Source organism: Streptomyces sp. NPDC003300, assembly GCF_040610915.1.
Classification (GTDB): Bacteria; Actinomycetota; Actinomycetes; order Streptomycetales; family Streptomycetaceae; genus Actinacidiphila.
This window is the reverse complement of the sequence record NZ_JBEXNE010000006.1, coordinates 61,539-77,175: the sequence shown is the minus strand read 5'-3', so window position 1 is coordinate 77,175 and position 15,637 is coordinate 61,539. Positions and strand designations below refer to the sequence as shown.

Genomic DNA, 15,637 nt, shown 5'->3' with positions numbered 1-15,637 from the left:
GGGGTTCTACCTTCGGGGGCATGGAGACGGAAGCACGGTGGACAGCGGATCAGGTCCTGGCGCTCGCGCCTGACGCCGCATCACGCAAGGCGGGCGCGCGGCTCGCCACACCCGCGCCGTGGTCCGGTGCGGGGACGGCCGGCGGCGCGGTGTGGGGGCTGTGCGCGGGCAGCGGCAGCAAGCCGTACCAGACGGTCGTGGAGGTGAACGGGCCCGCGTACCGGTGCAGTTGCCCGAGCCGGAAATTCCCGTGCAAGCACGCGCTCGGACTGCTGCTGCTGTGGTCCGAGGGCGGGGCGGGGCCGGTCGGCGCGGGGGACGTGCCGGAGTGGGCCGAGCAGTGGATCGACGCCCGGCGGAAGAAGGCCGAGACGGTGGCCGAGACGGCCGCGGTCCGGGCGGAGTCGGGCCCCGCGGACCCGACGGCGGCGCGGCGGCGGGCCGAGCGGCGCGCGGTCCGCGTCGAGGGCGGGGCCGCCGAGCTGGAGCAGCGGCTCACCGACCTGCTGCGCGGCGGGCTCGCGGGCGCGGACCGCGCGGGCTATCAGCAGTGGGACGAGATCGCGGCCCGCATGGTCGACGCGCAGGCGCCGGGACTGGCCACGCGGGTGCGGGAGTTGGGGACGGTGGTCGCGGCGGGCGGCGACTGGCCGTCGCGGATGCTGGAGGAGACGGCGCTGCTGCATCTGCTGGCGCGCGGTTTCCTCGGCCGCCAGGGTCTGCCGGGGCCGCTGGCCGACACGGTCAGGTCGCGGGTCGGATTCACCGTCGACACGGCGGAGTTGCTGGCCGGCCCGACCGTCCGCGGCCACTGGCAGGTCCTCGCGCAGTACGACAGCGCGGACGAGCGGCTGACAACTCGGCGGATCTGGCTGTACGACCGGGAGCCCGGCCGTTTCGCGCTGCTCCTGTCCTTCGGGGCGGTCGGCCGCGCGCCCGAACTGGCCCTGCCGGTGGGCGCGGTGCTCGACGCGGAGCTGGCCTACCACCCGGCGGCGCTGCCGTTGCGGGCTGCGCTCGGCACCCGGCACGGCACGGTCGGCGCGGGAGGCGGCCCCTCCGGCGGCGGTACGGGGGGCGGTACGGGCGGCGGCCCCTCCGGCGGCGGTACGGGCGGCGCACCGGTCGGGACCGGGATCGACGCGGCGCTCGCGTCCTACGGCAGCGCGCTCGCGGACGACCCCTGGCTCGACGCGTGGCCCGTCGTCCTGTCGGGAGTCGTCCCCATACCGGGGCCGAACCGCTGGCAACTGGCGCACAGGGAAGGGCAGGACGCCGTCCCGCTCACCCCGGCCACCACCGGCCTGTGGCGCCTCGCCTCGGTCTCCGGCGGCCACCCGGTCACCGTCTTCGGTGAGTTGGGTCCGACGGGCCTGCGCGCGCTGGCGGTCTGGCCGGACGGCGGGGAGACGGTGCCGCTCTAACCGCGCCGGAAGCGCGGGGAGCCCGGAGCAGGGCCCGGCGTGGAACGCACGGTTTACGGGGGGACGGGTACGGGGGCGCGGGGCGGCCCGCCCGGGGGACGGTGCGCGACTGCGGAGGGGGCAGCCGCGCGCGGGAACCCGGCGGGCCGGACCCGGCCGGAGCAGCGGGATCAGCGGCATCAGCGCAGGGGAAGCGGACGACGCGGAGGAGATCCGCGAGGCGACGTCGTGGAGTGCGAAGGGGGAATGTGATGAGCATCGGTTGGGACGATCTGGTCGGCAGCGCGCTGCTGGGCACCGAGCGGCGGCGGCCCGCGATCGTGGCGGGCGACGCGGACGAGGCGGCGGCGGGGCTGCTGGACGCGGCGGCGGCCGGGGTGGTGCGGCGGCGTGCCGGTGTACGGCCTGGGGTGGCGCGGGAGCGGCCGGAATTGGCGCCGCCCGACACACGACGGCCGCTGCCCGAGGCCGCCCGGCAGCGGCTGGACCGGCTGCTGACGGACCGCACCGGCGGCGGTTCCGGCAACCGGCGGGGGTCGGCGCCGAATCTGGCCGAGCTGCTGCCGCAGTGGCTCGCGGAGGCCAACCTCCTCGGGTACGGGGCGCCGCCCGCTCTGCTGCCCGCACTGCTGGACGCCGCCAGGGCGCGGACGGACCTGCGGACGGACGCGGTGGCGCTGGCGGGACCGCGCGGGCTGTGGCTGGCCGGGCTGAATCCGGACTGGAAGTTCGTGCTGCGATCGGGCCACCGGGGCCTGGCGGCGGCGCCCGAGGACCCGGACGCGGCCGAACGGCTGTGGGAGGAGGGCCTGTTCGCGGAGCGGGTCGCGCTGCTCACCCGGATCAGGCTGGCCGACCCGGCCCGCGCGCTGGCGCTGCTGGTGTCCACCTGGAGCGGCGAGCGGGCCGAGGACCGGCTGATGTTCCTGGACTCGCTGCGGGTGGGCCTGTCGGGGGCCGACGAGCCCTTCCTGGAACAGGCGTTGACCGACCGCAGCCGCAATGTCCGCTCGACGGCGGCCGAGTTGCTGGCCGCGCTGCCCGAGTCGGCGCTGGCCGGGCGGATGGCGGACCGGGCCAGGAGCTGTGTGTCGCTGGGCCCCGACGGCATCACGGTGGAGGCGCCGTACGAGTGCGACGCGGGGATGGAACGGGACGGGGTGGCGCCCAAGCCGCCGAGCGGGCGGGGCGAAAGGGCCTGGTGGCTGGGCCAGTTGGTGGACGCGGCGCCGCTGGCGACCTGGGGCGCGCGGTTCGGCGACCGCGACCCGGAACAGATCATCGCCCTCCCGGTCCTGGACGACTGGCAGGCCGATCTGCACGCCGCCTGGTGCCGGGCGGCGGTACGGCAGCACGACACGGGCTGGGCGCGGGCCCTGCTCGGCCCTCCCCCGGCGCCGTCCTCGCCGGTGGCGGCGGTCGGCGACCCGGCGAAGCTGCTGTCGATCCTGCCGGAGGACGAACGGGCCACGTGGGTGGCGGAGTTCATCGCCACGCACGGGCTGTCCGAGGCGTTCCAGATGCTGGGCGTGTGCGCGGTGCCGTGGTCGGAGCCGCTGGGCCGGGCCGTGGTGGACGCCCTGGACATCGCGCGGGACGCGGGCAGTTACCCGTGGAGCTTCAGCGGCGTGATGGGTCTGGCGGAGCGCTGTCTCGATCCGGCGGCGGCCGACCAGGTCGGAGTGCTCAGCGCGGCGGCCGAGGAGCCGCCGGACGGTTCGCCGGGCGCGGGCGCGTACTGGTCGGAGGCGTTCCAGCGGCTGACGGGCACGCTGCGGCTGCGCGCGGTGATGCTGGCCGAGCTGCGCGGCGAGGCCACCGCCCCCGGGGCGCCGGGGGACGGGGGTGAGTGATCATGCGGACGGTACGGCGGGCGGCCCGCACCGCGGCCCGGGCGCTCCGGGGCCTGGCGCGGCTCGGCGGGCCCGGCGGGCTCGGGCGGACGGGGCGGCGGCGGTCAGGCGCCGGTGGCCTGGTGGACGTTGGCGCGCACCCAGTCCACGGCGGCCGTGGTCGGGGTGCCGGGGGTGAAGATCGCGGCGACGCCGAGTTCCTTGAGGGGCGCGATGTCGGCCTCGGGGATGATGCCGCCGCCGAAGACCTTGATGTCCAGGGCGTCGCGCTCCTTGAGCAGTTCGAGGACCTTCGCGAAGAGCGTCATATGGGCGCCGGACAGGATCGACAGGCCGATCGCGTCGGCGTCCTCCTGGATGGCGGTGTCGACGACCTGCTCGGGCGTCTGGTGCAGGCCGGTGTAGATGACCTCCATACCGGCGTCCCGCAGGGCGCGGGCGATGACCTTGGCCCCGCGATCGTGGCCGTCGAGACCCGGCTTGGCCACCACCACGCGGATCGGACCGGACACTCCCATCACTGCCTCCATGCGTACGGCTCGCGGGCCGGGAATTCGGGGCTGCGGTCGCGGAGAGCGTCCCACAGTGTGAACGAACGTTATCGCCCCGCTCCGCCGCCCGACAGTTTCGCGGGACCCAGGGAGGGGGAAATCACACAGTGGGACACATTCACCACGGGTGGGACCCCGGGAAACGGCTCGTCACGGTGTGGGACACGCCGGAGCCGTCGCTCACCGGTCCGGCCCGCTGTGGAGGAGCCGCTGCCAGGATGCCGTGTTCCCGCGCTCGCAGCCGCAGAGCACGGGGACACGGCCTCCGCTCCGGCCCTCGACAGGGCACGCCGGGCCACCGGGCCGCACGGAGCGTGCCGTGACGGGAGGTGGGCCATGACCGTCGGACCAGCCGATTCGCCGGACGCCACGACACCGGCCGGCACCCCGGCCGCCACCGGCCCTCCGCGGGCCGCGGAGGACCCGCAGGCGGACCGTCCGTCCGCCGGGGCGGCGACGGCCCCGCTGGCCCGGCTGCTGCACGGCGCGGCGCTGGTCAAGGCCACCGCGTTCGACCTGGCGATCCTGGCGGGCCACCTGCTGCTCTACCCCACGGGGATACTCCCCGCGCGGACGGCCGCCCCCTCACCGAAGACACCCGCGATAGGCCGGGCGCCCGGCGGGGCGCTGCGGCTGCCGACCGAGGGCAGGGCCCACCCGCCCGTGGTGATGCTGCACGGCTTCGTGGACAACCGGTCGGTCTTCACCCTGCTGCGCCGCTCCCTGCTGCACCACGGCTGGACACGGGTCGACGCGCTGAACTACTCACCGTTGACCTGTGACATACGCGGAGCGGCCGAGCTGCTGGGGCGGCACGTCGAGCGGATCTGCGCGGAGTCCGGGCACAGCCGGGTCGACCTGGTGGGACACAGCCTGGGCGGACTGATCGCGCGGTACTACGTGCAGCGGCTGGGCGGTGACGCGCGGGTGCGGACGCTGGTCACGCTCGGGACGCCGCACACCGGGACCAGGGTCGTGCCGCTGCTGACGCCGCTGCCGATCGTGCGGCAGATGCGGCCCGGGTCGGCGCTGCTGGAGGAGCTGTCGCAGCCCGCGCGGGGGTGCGGGACGCGCTTTGTGTCGTTCTGGAGCGACCTCGACCAGTTGATGGTCCCGGTGGCCGCGGCGCGCCTCGAACACCCGGATCTTTCGGCGGAGAACATCCGGGTGAGCGGGATCGGCCACCTGGCACTGCCCGTGCACCGGGGTGTGGCCGCCGAGATACGGCAAGCGCTGAGCGGGAAGGAGCTCTGGAGGGGCGCGATCGACGCCGCATAACGGACACGTAACGGTCGAATATCAACCGAACACCGGGCAAGGCGGACGCCAGGTCACCGCAGAAGATTGTCGGCTCCCCGTACGGGGAGCTACAGTCACCGCTAATTCTCCTGCTGCCTAGGCGAAAGAGAAGCTGGCGGTGAACGAACGTCCTGCGTCGGGGTACGCCCCCGACTACGACGCCTACGGGTACGACGCTTATTCCACGGGCGCCTACCAGACCGTCGGCACCACCTTCGCTGACGCCGATCCGCTGTACGGCCACGCGCCCGACGCGACCGGTAGTTACGCGTATGCCCCGCAGCCCCCGCAGTACACACACGGGTACGGCTACGACACCGGTTACGGCTACGACCAGGGGCAGCCGCAGGCCCAGACCCCGGTCCAGCAGCCCCACGTACCGGCGCAGTCCCAGCCCGCCGACGCGTACGACACCGGCACGTACACCTCGTACGACACGGGCACGTACGACACGGGCGTCTACGACACCGGCATGTACGCGGCCGGGACCGGGACGTACGACACCGGGACGTATGACACCGGCGGCTACGCGGCGTACGACCCGTACGCGACGCAGGCCGCGGGGACGTACTACGACACGGGGACGTACGACAGCACGGCGTTCTACCAGCAGCCGTATCAGGAGCCGCAGGCTCCGGCCCAACAGCCGCAGCAGGACTGGGACTCGGGCGCGTATCCGACGTACGGCTACGGGTACGGCTACGACGCCAGCGGCGACACCGGTGTGTACGAGCAGATGGCGCCGGTCCACGAGGAGCCGCAGCCGCACCCGCGGGTCGAGGAGCCGGTGGCGGAACCCGCCGCGACGACGGCCGAGTTCGAGGCGGTCGACGCGGTCGAGCCCGTGACGGCGACGGCGACGGCCGAGGCGGCCCGCGACGACGAGCCCGCCGTGGAGCACGCCTACGCGGACGCGTTCCCGGCGGACGGCGAGCCGGTGGCGCGCAGCCGACGACGAAAGCCCGCCCGGCGGTCGGCGCTGCTGACCGTGGCGGTCCCCTCCGTCGCGGTGATGGGCGTGGCGGCCGTGGGCGCGGCGGCGGTCTCCGGGGTCGGCGTCGCCGAATCCTCGAAGACGCAGGCCGACGGCGGGAGCGCGGCGACGGACGCGAACGCGCCGACGACGCAGTTCGACCGGCAGCTCGCCGGGGTGAGCGCCGACGCGAACGACTTCGCGGACCGCGCGAGCCGGACGCAGGAGCGGATCGACCTCAAGGACCGCGAGGCGGCGGCGAAGAAGGCCAAGGCGGACGCGGCGGCCCGCAAGGAGGCGCTGCGGCCGAAGTTCCTGCTGCCGGTGACGGAGAAGGGCCTCAGCGCGTACTTCGGCCAGGCCGGCGTCAACTGGATGGCGCTGCACACCGGCATCGACTTCCCCGTGTCGGTGGGGACGCCGGTCATGGCGGTCACGGACGGCACCGTCCGCACGCAGTGGAACAGCTCCTACGGCAACATGGCGATCGTCACGGCGGCCGACGGCACGGAGACGTGGTACTGCCACCTCAGCAGTACGAAGATTCGCAGCGGGTCGGTCAAGGCGGGCACCGTCATCGCCTACTCCGGCAACACCGGCAACACCACCGGTCCGCACCTGCACCTCGAGGTGCGGCCCCACGGGGGATCTCCGATCGATCCGCTGCCCTGGCTTCTGGCCCACGGGCTCGACCCCCGCTGACGCCCTGCGGGCGGGCCCACTCGCGACGTCCACCCTGCGCATGACGGTGCGCCCCGTCAGGGGCGCGGCCCCTGTGCGTTCACCCTGCGGGTGGGCTGTGCCCCGTCTGGGGCGCCGGGGGCACCCCCGGCCGGAGGTTGGGGGAGGAACTGCGCGGCCGGCCGCCGCGCTCCCGCAGGTCACCACCCGCCCCGGCGGGGCAGTCCGGTTGTCGCCGGACCACCCGCCGGTGGGGGCTTGTCGCGCAGTTCCCCGCGCCCCTAAAAACCAGGCCCCGCGTGGGAGGGGCTAGAGCTTTTCTACGGGGGCGTAGCGGAGAAGAAGCTGTTTGGGGCGTTCGTCGCCGAAATCGATGGTGGCCTTTTCGTCGCCCGGCTGGCCGGTGACGGAGATGACGGTGCCGAGGCCGAACTGGTCGTGGGTGACGCGGTCGCCGACCTTGAGGGAGATGACGGGGCGGTCACCGGAGGAGCGGCGGGTGGCGAAGCCGCCGGCGGCGCCGGACCGGCCGCGGGCGGTGACGGAGGAGGCCGCGGAGGCGGACTTGGTCATGGGCCCCGAGGACCCCCCGGCGGAGCCGAGCCGCTTCCATTCGATCAGCGTCGGCGGAATCTCCTCCAGGAAGCGCGACGGCGGGTTGTAGGAGGGCTGGCCCCAGGCGCTGCGCATCGTCGAGCGGGTCAGGTAGAGCCGTTCGCGGGCGCGGGTGATGCCGACGTAGGCGAGCCGCCGCTCCTCCTCCAGCTCCTTGACCTGGCCGAGCGCCCGCATGTGCGGGAAGACGCCGTCCTCCATGCCGGTGAGGAACACCACGGGGAATTCCAGGCCCTTGGCGGTGTGCAGGGTCATGAGGGTGATGACGCCGCCGGAGTCGTCCTCGTCGGGGATCTGGTCGGAGTCGGCGACCAGCGCGACCCGTTCCAGGAAGTCGGCGAGGGTGCCCGGCTCGTCCGCGTCCCGCTCCTGCTCGAACTCCAGGGCCACGGCGGCCAGTTCCTGGAGGTTCTCCACGCGGGTCTCGTCCTGCGGGTCGGTGGACGCCTGCAACTCGGCCAGATAGCCCGTGCGTTCCAGGACGGCCTCCAGGACGACCGCGGGGCCTGCGCCGGACTCCACGATGGTGCGCAGCTCCTCCAGGAGGGTGTTGAAGCGCTTGACGGCGTTCGCCGAGCGGGCCGCCATCCCGTACGCCTCGTCCACCCGCCGCAGCGCCTGCGGGAAGGTGATCCGCTCGCGCGCGGCCAGCGCGTCGATCATCGCCTCGGCGCGGTCGCCGATGCCGCGCTTGGGCACGTTGAGGATGCGGCGCAGCGGCACGGTGTCCTCGGGGTTGGACAGCACCCGCAGATACGCCAGGACGTCGCGGACCTCGCGCCGCTCGTAGAAGCGGACGCCGCCGACGACCTTGTAGGGCAGGCCGACGCGGATGAAGACTTCCTCGAAGACACGGGACTGCGCGTTGGTGCGGTAGAAGACGGCGACGTCGCTGGGGCGGGCGTCGCCCGCGTCCGTGAGCCGGTCGATCTCCTCGGCGATGAACTGCGCTTCCTCGTGCTCCTGGTCGGCGACGTAGCCGACGATGACCGGGCCGTCGCCGGACTCGGTCCACAGGTTCTTCGCCCGCCGCCCCGCGTTGCGCTCGATGACGGCGTTGGCGGCCGTGAGGATCGTCTGCGTGGAGCGGTAGTTCTGCTCCAGCAGGATCGTGCGGGCCTGCGGGTAGTCCTCCTCGAACTGGAGGATGTTGCGGATCGTCGCGCCGCGGAAGGCGTAGATCGACTGGTCGGCGTCACCGACCACGCACAGCTCGGCCGCGTCCTCGTCCTGGTCGGTGCCGACCAGCTCGCGGACCAGCGTGTACTGGGCGATGTTGGTGTCCTGGTACTCGTCGACCAGGACGTGCCGGAAGCGCCGCCGGTAGTGCTCGGCGACGTCGGGGAACGCCTGGAGCAGATTGACGGTGGTCATGATGATGTCGTCGAAGTCCAGCGCGTTGGCGTCCCGCAGCCGCGACTGGTACATCGCGTACGCCTCGGCGAGCTTCTTCTCGAAGGGGTTCTCCGCGGTGGCCGCGAAGGTCTCCTCGTCGATCAGCTCGTTCTTCAGATTCGAGATCTTCGCGCTGAACGACTTCGGCGGGTACTGCTTGGGGTCCAGGTCGAGGTCCCGGCAGACCAGCGCCATCAGCCGCTTGGAGTCGGCGGCGTCGTAGATCGAGAACGACGAGGTGAAACCGAGCGACTTGGACTCGCGGCGCAGGATGCGCACGCACGCGCTGTGGAAGGTGGAGACCCACATCACATTGGCGCGCGGGCCGACCAGCTCCTCGACGCGCTCCTTCATCTCGCCCGCGGCCTTGTTGGTGAAGGTGATGGCGAGGATGGAGCCGGGGTGCACGTGCCGGGCGCCGAGCAGATAGGCGATCCGGTGGGTGAGCACCCGGGTCTTGCCGGAGCCCGCGCCCGCGACGATGAGCAGCGGGCCGCCCGCGTGCTCGACGGCGGCGAGCTGCTGCTCGTTGAGCCCTTCCAGGAGCTGCGCGGGGTCGGTGGCGGGCCGCGGCGCGCCGTCACGGTAATACGCGTCCCGCCCGGTGGCCTGCGGCGGCGGTCCGTCGAACCGGCCGCCGAACAGGTCGTCCGGTACGTGCTCGCCGCCGGGGCCCCCGTCCTCCGGGGGCGGCGGAGCGGTGGGGTCGGCGGGCTCGGGGGCCACATGCAGACCGTTCAGGAAGTTGTCGTCAAAGAGGCTGCTCATCGCTCCCCGAGTCTAGAGCCCGGCACCGACAGCCCACGGCCCTTCCCCGCACAGCCCCCGGCCGCCCCCCCCGGCCCCCGTACGACGGCCCCCCGGCGACCCCCCACGGACCCTTCGCCCGGAACCCCGGCCGACACCCCACGACCCCCGCCCGACGGCCGCCTCCGGGGCAACCACGTACCTTTACCCCGTAGTCCCGTTACCACGCACCGTGACAATGGGAAATGATTACGAAAAGGTATCGGGCCTATCGGACACCGCTCTTCCCAGCAGCCCGGAGCGTTGGCTACGGTCTCGCTCCAGCAGCGTCCGGATGGGCGTCCGAAAGGAGTCCGCGCGCCATGGCGACACACCGTAAGGCTCGCGCCGCGATCCTCAGCACCCCCGGCCCGCGTGCGGCCGTGGGGATCACGACGGCCGCGCTGGCCACCGTGACCCTCTTCGCGGAGAGCGCCAGCGCCGAGCCGGCCAAGCCGAAGCAGCCGAGCATCGCCGAGGTGAAGGCGAAGGTCGACGGGCTGACGCACCAGGCCGAGGTCGCCACGGAGAAGTACAACGGCATCAAGGAGTCGACCGACGCGCAGAACGCGAAGGTCAACCGGCTCCTGGAGCAGGCCGCGAAGAAGACGCAGGCGCTGAACGACTCGCGCCGGGTCCTCGGGCAGTACGCCGCCGCGCAGTACCGCACCGGGGGCGACGACTCGACCGGCCGCTACCTGCTGGCCACCGACCCGCAGTCGATGCTCGACCAGGTGCACCTGTCGGACGTGCTCGGCAAGCGGCAGCAGAAGGCCGTCGAGTCGTACCGGGTGCAGCAGGCCGCGGCCACGCAGCAGCGCATCGAGGCGGCCAAGAGCCTGGCGACGCTCACCACCCAGCAGGGCGAACTGCGCACCGCCAAGCGGGATGTGCAGGCCAAACTGGGCGAGGCGCAGAAGCTGCTCAACAGCCTCAACGCGCAGGAGAAGGCGCGGCTCGCGGCGCTGCGGGCCAAGCAGGAGGAAGAGGCGCGCGTCAAGGCCGCCGCCATCGCGGCCAAGGAGAAGGCCGCGGCCGAGGCCGCGGCGAAGGCGGCGAAGGCCGCGAAGGACTCCTCGACGCCGACCGTGCCGAGCACGGGTTCCTCGAAGGCCGACGACGCCATCGCCTTCGCGCGCAAGCAGCTCGGCAAGCCGTACGTGTGGGGCGCGACCGGGCCGACGTCGTACGACTGCTCGGGGCTCACCCAGGCGGCGTGGAAGGCGGCCGGGGTCGATCTGCCGCGCACGACCTGGGACCAGGTGAACGTCGGCACGCGGGTGTCGGAGTCGGATCTCCGGCCGGGCGACCTGATCTTCTTCTACAGCGACATCAGCCACGTCGGCCTCTACATCGGCGGCGGCCAGATGATCCACGCGCCGCACACCGGCACCGTGGTCAAGATCGCCCCGATTACCGAAATGCCGTTCTACGGGGCGGTCCGTCCCGCATAGTCCACCCGGCATAGTCGGACTTGTCCGGACGCCGCCGCGCTCACAAACGGTAAGATCACAAAGCGATTTCGGTCACATTGCAATCCAAACTTCCCAAGGCTCGCACAAGTTGACTACGGTAGCCCGCTAGGTGGTGAGCTTCCCCGTCGGCTGAAGAGCCGACAGCGAATCACCTCCGCTCAATCCGGCCCAGGCCGGAGCCGGGGACCCAACAGCACGTGGGGTGAATCGGAACGGACGCCGCAGCAGGCGTCGGGACCGTAGGGCGACCTTCAGCCCGAACCCGTCAGCTAACCCGGTCGGCGGTATTCGGAAGGAGTCGCCTCCCTTGGCGTCGCACCGCAAGCCGCGCAATCGCATACTGTCCACGGCCGGTCCACGGGCCGCCGTCGGGATCACCACAGCGGCCCTCGCGTCGGTCACCCTGCTCAGCGAGAGCGCCAGCGCGGCGCCCGCGAAGCCCTCGATCACCGAGGTCAAGGCGCAGATCGACCAGCTCAACCAGGACGCCGAGGTAGCGACGCAGCACTTCGACGCCGCCAAGGAGAAGACCGACAACCAGCGGGCCAAGGCCAATCAGCTCCTGGAGCAGGTCGCGCAGAAGACCGCGAAGATGAACGAGACGCGGCGGGTGCTCGGGCAGTACGCCACCGCGCAGTACCGCGACGGCGGCCTCGACCAGACGACGCAGTTGCTGCTGACGGACGACCCCCAGAAGTTCTTCGACCAGTCGCACATGATGGACCGCATCTCCACCACGCAGGAACAGGCGCTGGAGACCTTCAAGGTCCAGCAGGAGCAGGCGTCCATCCAGCGCGCGCAGGCCACCAAGAGCCTCAACGAGCTGACCAGCGCGCAGAACAAGCTCGCGGCGGCGAAGAAGAACGTCCAGACGAAGCTGGCCGCCGCGCAGAAGCTGCTCAACAGCCTCAACGCGCAGGAGCGCGCCAAGCTCGCCGCGATGCGGCCCACCGCCCCGACCAACACCGCGGGCTCCTCGAATTCCTCGAACTCCTCGAACTCCACGGCGAGCAAAGTCAGTTACACCTACAACGGCCCGGCGTCCGGCCGCGCCGCCGCCGCCATCCAGTTCGCGATGTCGCAGCGCGGCAAGCCGTACGGCTCCGGCCGCACCGGCCCCGACGCGTACGACTGCTCCGGGCTCACCCAGGCCGCCTACCGCGCCGCCGGTATCTCCATCGGCCGCACCACGTGGGACCAGGTCAAGGACGGCACGGCGGTCTCGCAGTCCGACCTGCGCCCCGGCGACCTGGTGTTCTTCTACTCCAGCATCAGCCACGTCGGCATGTACATCGGCAACGGCCAGATCGTGCACGCCCCGCACAGCGGCGCGGTCGTCGAGGTCGCCCCGATGAGCTGGATGCCCTTCGCGGCGGCCCGCCGCATCGCCTGAGCCCGCGTCCGCGGAGCCTCAGGATCGCCGGGCTCACAGCCCCGCATAGCACCCCGTGCCCGGTCGGACCTCCCGACCGGGCACTTTGGTCAGCAGGCGCGCGCATATGACCGGGTCACCCGTCGAACGGCGGTCGTTTACGGTCACGGGCCGGTCGAATCGGAGCAGTCCCGGTCTCCTTCCCCTGGCGCACCCCCGGTCAGGTTTAGCGTCGCTCCCCAGGTGACCGATCCCCACAGCCGTCAGGACCGTGGCGGCGCGGTCACCCCCGCCGAAGGTCCGGCGGCGCTCTGCTCCCCCGTGCAGGCGTCGCCGGGCCTCCGCGCGGGCCCGTCGGAGCACTGGAAGGAATGACGGCCGCATGGCCTCCCACAGTCCCGCCTCACACCGCAGAACCTCGGCGGCGCGTACGTCCGCCCGCACGTCGGCGCTCACCGCGACCCGCGCCGCCCTCACCGTGGCGCTCGCGTCCGCCGCCTCCGTGAGCCTGCTCGGCGAATCCGCCCTCGCGGACCCGCGGCCGCAGGCACCGGCCTCGCTCAGCGAGGTGAAGGACCAGGTCGACACGCTCTACCGGCAGGCGGAAGCCGCCACCGAGCAGTACAACGGCGCGAAGGAGCAGGCCGATCAGGCCCGCGCCGCGGTCGCCGATCTGCAGAACGAACTGGCCCGCAAGACCGCGCGGCTGAACGCCACCCGCGACACGATCGGCGCCCTCGCGGCGGCGCAGTACCGCACCGGCTCGCTCGACCCCAGCGTGCAGCTCGCGCTCAGCTCCTCGCCCGACACGTATCTGGACCGGGCCGGGATGCTCAACCGCCTCGACTCGCGGACGGCGACCGCGCTCGCGCAGCTCACCGAGGAGCAGCGGGACGTCACCCGTACCCATGACGCGGCCGACGCGAAACTCGACGCGCTCAAGGAGGCGCAGTCCAAGCTGGCCGCGCGCAAGGCGACCGTGCAGGGCAAGCTGCGGGCGGCGCGGGCGCTGCTCGACCGGCTGACGGCCGCCCAGCGCGCGGCCGTCGAGGCCGCCGACACCCCGTCGTCGGGACCGGCCGCCGCGACCCGCGCCAGCGCCCGTACGCCGCTGCCCGGCGACACGACGCCCGTCGCCGCGCCGTCCTCGCGCGCCGCCCAGGCCGTCGCCTTCGCCTACCGCGCGCTCGGCCTGCCGTACGTCTGGGGCTCCACCGGGCCCCACTCGTACGACTGTTCCGGCCTCACCCAGGCCGCCTGGAGGGCCGCGGGGGTCTCGCTCCCGCGCACCACGTACACCCAGATCAACGCGGGCACCCGGGTCTCCGAGTCCCAGCTCCAACCCGGTGACCTGGTCTTCTTCTACTCCGGAATCAGCCACGTGGGCCTCTACATCGGCAACGGCCAGATGATCCACGCCCCGCACCCGGGCGCCCCGGTCCGTATCGCCCCGATCTCCGAGATGCCCTTCGCGGGAGCCACCCGCCCCACCTGACCGAGGCCGCCCGCCCGCTGAGCCCGGCCGTCGGCCCGTCCGCCCCGCCCACCGGTCCGCACGTCAGATGTTGATACGAAATCCGGACAAGCTCTTCTCCTGACGAACCGCCCGACTCCGGGCAGACTTGCCCCATGACGTCTACGCCGCTGAGCAAGGGTGCGAATGTGCCGGTCGCCGTGCCCGCCGTACGGGCCGAACTGGCCTGGGGAGCGGGCGGCGGGCCCGACGCCGACGCGTCGGCGCTGCTGCTGGCGGGCGGCGGGAAGGTGCGGGACGACGCCGACTTCGTCTTCTACAACCAGCCAGGACACGCGTCGGGGGCCGTACGGCACGCGGGGAAGCGGCAGGCGGCCGTGGTCACCGACACCATCGAGGTGGACCTGGCGCGCGTCGAGCCGGGGATCGAGCGGATCATGCTGTGCGCGTCCGCCGACGGCGGCACCTTCGGCGCGATGACCGGCCTCGGACTGCGGCTGCTGGACGCGGCGTCCGGCGCCGAACTGGCGTACTTCCCGGTCACCGCGACATCCGAGACGGCGCTCGTCGCGGGTGAGCTGTACCGGCGCGGGGACGGCTGGAAATTCCGCGCGATCGGCCAGGGGTACGCCTCGGGCCTCGCGGGGCTCGCCACCGATTTCGGCATCAGCGTGGACGCGGAGGAGGAGGAAGCGGCGCCCGTTCCCGTGACGGCGCCCGCCGCCGCGCCGCCGATGCCCGCCGCGCCCCCGCCGCCCGCGTCCCCGTACGCGGCGCCCTCGCCGTACGGCTCTGCGCCCGCCCAGCCCGCTTCCCCGTACGGCTCTGCGCCCGCGCAGCCCGCTTCCCCGTACGGCTCTGCGTACGGCGCGCAGCCCGCGTCCGGATACGCGTCGGCGCCTGCCCCCGGCTCCGGCGCGCCCTCGCTCGTCAAGGGCGAGGAGCACCTGCCGGTCGACATGCGCAAGCGGCTGTCGCTGCGCAAGGAGCAGGTCGCGGTGAGCCTGCGCAAGCACGGCGCCGACAACGTCCGGGCGCGGGTGATCATCGTGCTGGACGCGTCGGGGTCGATGTCCCACCTGTACTCGCGGCGCGTGGTGCACGACGTGGTGGAGCGGATGGCGGCCGTGGCCGCCGCGCTCGTACCGGACGGCGTCATGCAGGCGTGGACCTTCGCCAGCAACCCGGCGCGGCTGCCCGACCTCGACCTCGGCTCGCTGCCGCAGTGGCTGGAACTGCACGTCCGGGTCGGCGCGATCGGCATCTTCAAGCGCCGCAAGCCGTCTCCGAACGGCCAGGTGGACATGAAGCTGGTCGGCTTCGGCAACGAGGAGCAGAAGGTCATCGCGCAGGTACGGGACTACGTGCGCGGCGAGCCGTCCGCCGCCCCGACCCTCGTGCTCTTCTTCTCCGACGGCGGTGTCTACCGCAACGCGGAGATCGAGCGCGAGCTGCGCGGGGCCGTCGAGGAGCCGCTGTTCTGGCAGTTCGTCGGACTCGGCCAGTCCAACTACGGCGTCCTGGAGCGCTTCGACACCATGACCGGCCGCCGCGTGGACAACGTCGGCTTCTTCGCCGTCGACGACATCGCCAGCCTCTCCGACGCCGAACTGTACGACCGCCTGCTCACCGAGTTCCCGTCCTGGCTGAAGGCCGCGACGGCCGCGGGCATTCTGCGCTGAGCGCGCGCCCGCGGGCATCCTGCGCTGAGCGCGGCGACGGCCGCGGGCATTCTGCAC

The 15,637-nt window shown here is 72.9% G+C and carries 11 protein-coding genes and 1 riboswitch; of the genes, 9 read left to right on the top strand and 2 right to left on the bottom strand.

Going from position 1 to position 15,637, the window contains the following annotated elements; translation table 11 throughout:
- Positions 1-20 precede the first annotated feature (20 nt).
- Entirely contained in the window at positions 21-1,424 is a 1,404-nt protein-coding gene (locus ABZX65_RS11260) for an SWIM zinc finger family protein (protein WP_355336835.1), read from the top strand.
- 251 nt (positions 1,425-1,675) lie between these two features.
- The gene (locus ABZX65_RS11255) at positions 1,676-3,277 is read left to right on the top strand and encodes a DUF5691 domain-containing protein (RefSeq protein WP_355336834.1); all 1,602 of its coding nucleotides are present in this window, start codon (positions 1,676-1,678) and stop codon (positions 3,275-3,277) included.
- 104 nt (positions 3,278-3,381) lie between these two features.
- Here ABZX65_RS11255 and ABZX65_RS11250 read toward each other — a convergent pair whose 3' ends face one another.
- Positions 3,382-3,795 carry a cobalamin B12-binding domain-containing protein gene (locus ABZX65_RS11250; protein ID WP_355336833.1) on the bottom strand — a complete coding sequence of 138 codons (414 nt, stop codon included), beginning with the start codon at positions 3,793-3,795 and terminating at the stop codon, positions 3,382-3,384.
- A 369-nt stretch (positions 3,796-4,164) separates the two neighbouring features.
- Between ABZX65_RS11250 and ABZX65_RS11245 the strand changes: the two genes are divergently transcribed.
- Positions 4,165-5,106: an alpha/beta fold hydrolase gene (locus tag ABZX65_RS11245; protein WP_355336832.1), complete on the top strand. Its 942-nt coding sequence runs from the start codon at positions 4,165-4,167 to the stop codon at positions 5,104-5,106.
- A gap of 139 nt (positions 5,107-5,245) precedes the next feature.
- The gene (locus tag ABZX65_RS11240) at positions 5,246-6,802 is read left to right on the top strand and encodes a M23 family metallopeptidase (RefSeq protein ID WP_355336831.1); all 1,557 of its coding nucleotides are present in this window, start codon (positions 5,246-5,248) and stop codon (positions 6,800-6,802) included.
- A 288-nt stretch (positions 6,803-7,090) separates the two neighbouring features.
- Here the strand turns inward: ABZX65_RS11240 and pcrA are convergent, their stop codons facing one another.
- Positions 7,091-9,559 carry a DNA helicase PcrA gene (gene pcrA / locus ABZX65_RS11235; RefSeq protein ID WP_355336830.1) on the bottom strand — a complete coding sequence of 823 codons (2,469 nt, stop codon included), beginning with the start codon at positions 9,557-9,559 and terminating at the stop codon, positions 7,091-7,093.
- 341 nt (positions 9,560-9,900) lie between these two features.
- Here pcrA and ABZX65_RS11230 point away from each other — a divergent pair, with 341 nt between their 5' ends.
- The 5 genes from ABZX65_RS11230 (at position 9,901) to ABZX65_RS11210 (ending at position 15,580) form a co-directional block, all read left to right on the top strand.
- Positions 9,901-11,031 (top strand): NlpC/P60 family protein, encoded by a 1,131-nt coding sequence (locus ABZX65_RS11230; protein ID WP_355336829.1) that lies wholly within the window; start codon positions 9,901-9,903, stop codon positions 11,029-11,031.
- Positions 11,032-11,197: 166 nt separating this feature from the next.
- A riboswitch (cyclic di-AMP (ydaO/yuaA leader) is annotated at positions 11,198-11,352 on the top strand.
- A gap of 7 nt (positions 11,353-11,359) precedes the next feature.
- A complete protein-coding gene (locus ABZX65_RS11225; protein WP_355336828.1) occupies positions 11,360-12,445 on the top strand; it encodes an NlpC/P60 family protein in 1,086 nt (361 codons plus the stop codon).
- 222 nt (positions 12,446-12,667) lie between these two features.
- Positions 12,668-12,799, top strand: coding sequence for a hypothetical protein (locus ABZX65_RS11220; RefSeq protein ID WP_355336827.1), 132 nt, complete (start codon positions 12,668-12,670; stop codon positions 12,797-12,799).
- A gap of 7 nt (positions 12,800-12,806) precedes the next feature.
- A complete protein-coding gene (locus tag ABZX65_RS11215; protein WP_355336826.1) occupies positions 12,807-13,919 on the top strand; it encodes an NlpC/P60 family protein in 1,113 nt (370 codons plus the stop codon).
- A gap of 134 nt (positions 13,920-14,053) precedes the next feature.
- The gene (locus tag ABZX65_RS11210) at positions 14,054-15,580 is read left to right on the top strand and encodes a VWA domain-containing protein (protein ID WP_355336825.1); all 1,527 of its coding nucleotides are present in this window, start codon (positions 14,054-14,056) and stop codon (positions 15,578-15,580) included.
- Positions 15,581-15,637: the final 57 nt, after the last annotated feature.

What these genes read in the sequence shown, in the direction of transcription:
- ABZX65_RS11260 (WP_355336835.1), top strand. Translation starts at nt 21, where the DNA reads ATGGAGACGGAAGCACGGTGGACAGCGGATCAGGTCCTGGCGCTCGCG.
- ABZX65_RS11255 (WP_355336834.1), top strand. Translation starts at nt 1,676, where the DNA reads ATGAGCATCGGTTGGGACGATCTGGTCGGCAGCGCGCTGCTGGGCACC.
- ABZX65_RS11250 (WP_355336833.1), bottom strand. Translation starts at nt 3,795, where the DNA reads ATGGGAGTGTCCGGTCCGATCCGCGTGGTGGTGGCCAAGCCGGGTCTC.
- ABZX65_RS11245 (WP_355336832.1), top strand. Translation starts at nt 4,165, where the DNA reads ATGACCGTCGGACCAGCCGATTCGCCGGACGCCACGACACCGGCCGGC.
- pcrA (WP_355336830.1), bottom strand. Translation starts at nt 9,559, where the DNA reads ATGAGCAGCCTCTTTGACGACAACTTCCTGAACGGTCTGCATGTGGCC.
- ABZX65_RS11230 (WP_355336829.1), top strand. Translation starts at nt 9,901, where the DNA reads ATGGCGACACACCGTAAGGCTCGCGCCGCGATCCTCAGCACCCCCGGC.
- ABZX65_RS11215 (WP_355336826.1), top strand. Translation starts at nt 12,807, where the DNA reads ATGGCCTCCCACAGTCCCGCCTCACACCGCAGAACCTCGGCGGCGCGT.
- ABZX65_RS11210 (WP_355336825.1), top strand. Translation starts at nt 14,054, where the DNA reads ATGACGTCTACGCCGCTGAGCAAGGGTGCGAATGTGCCGGTCGCCGTG.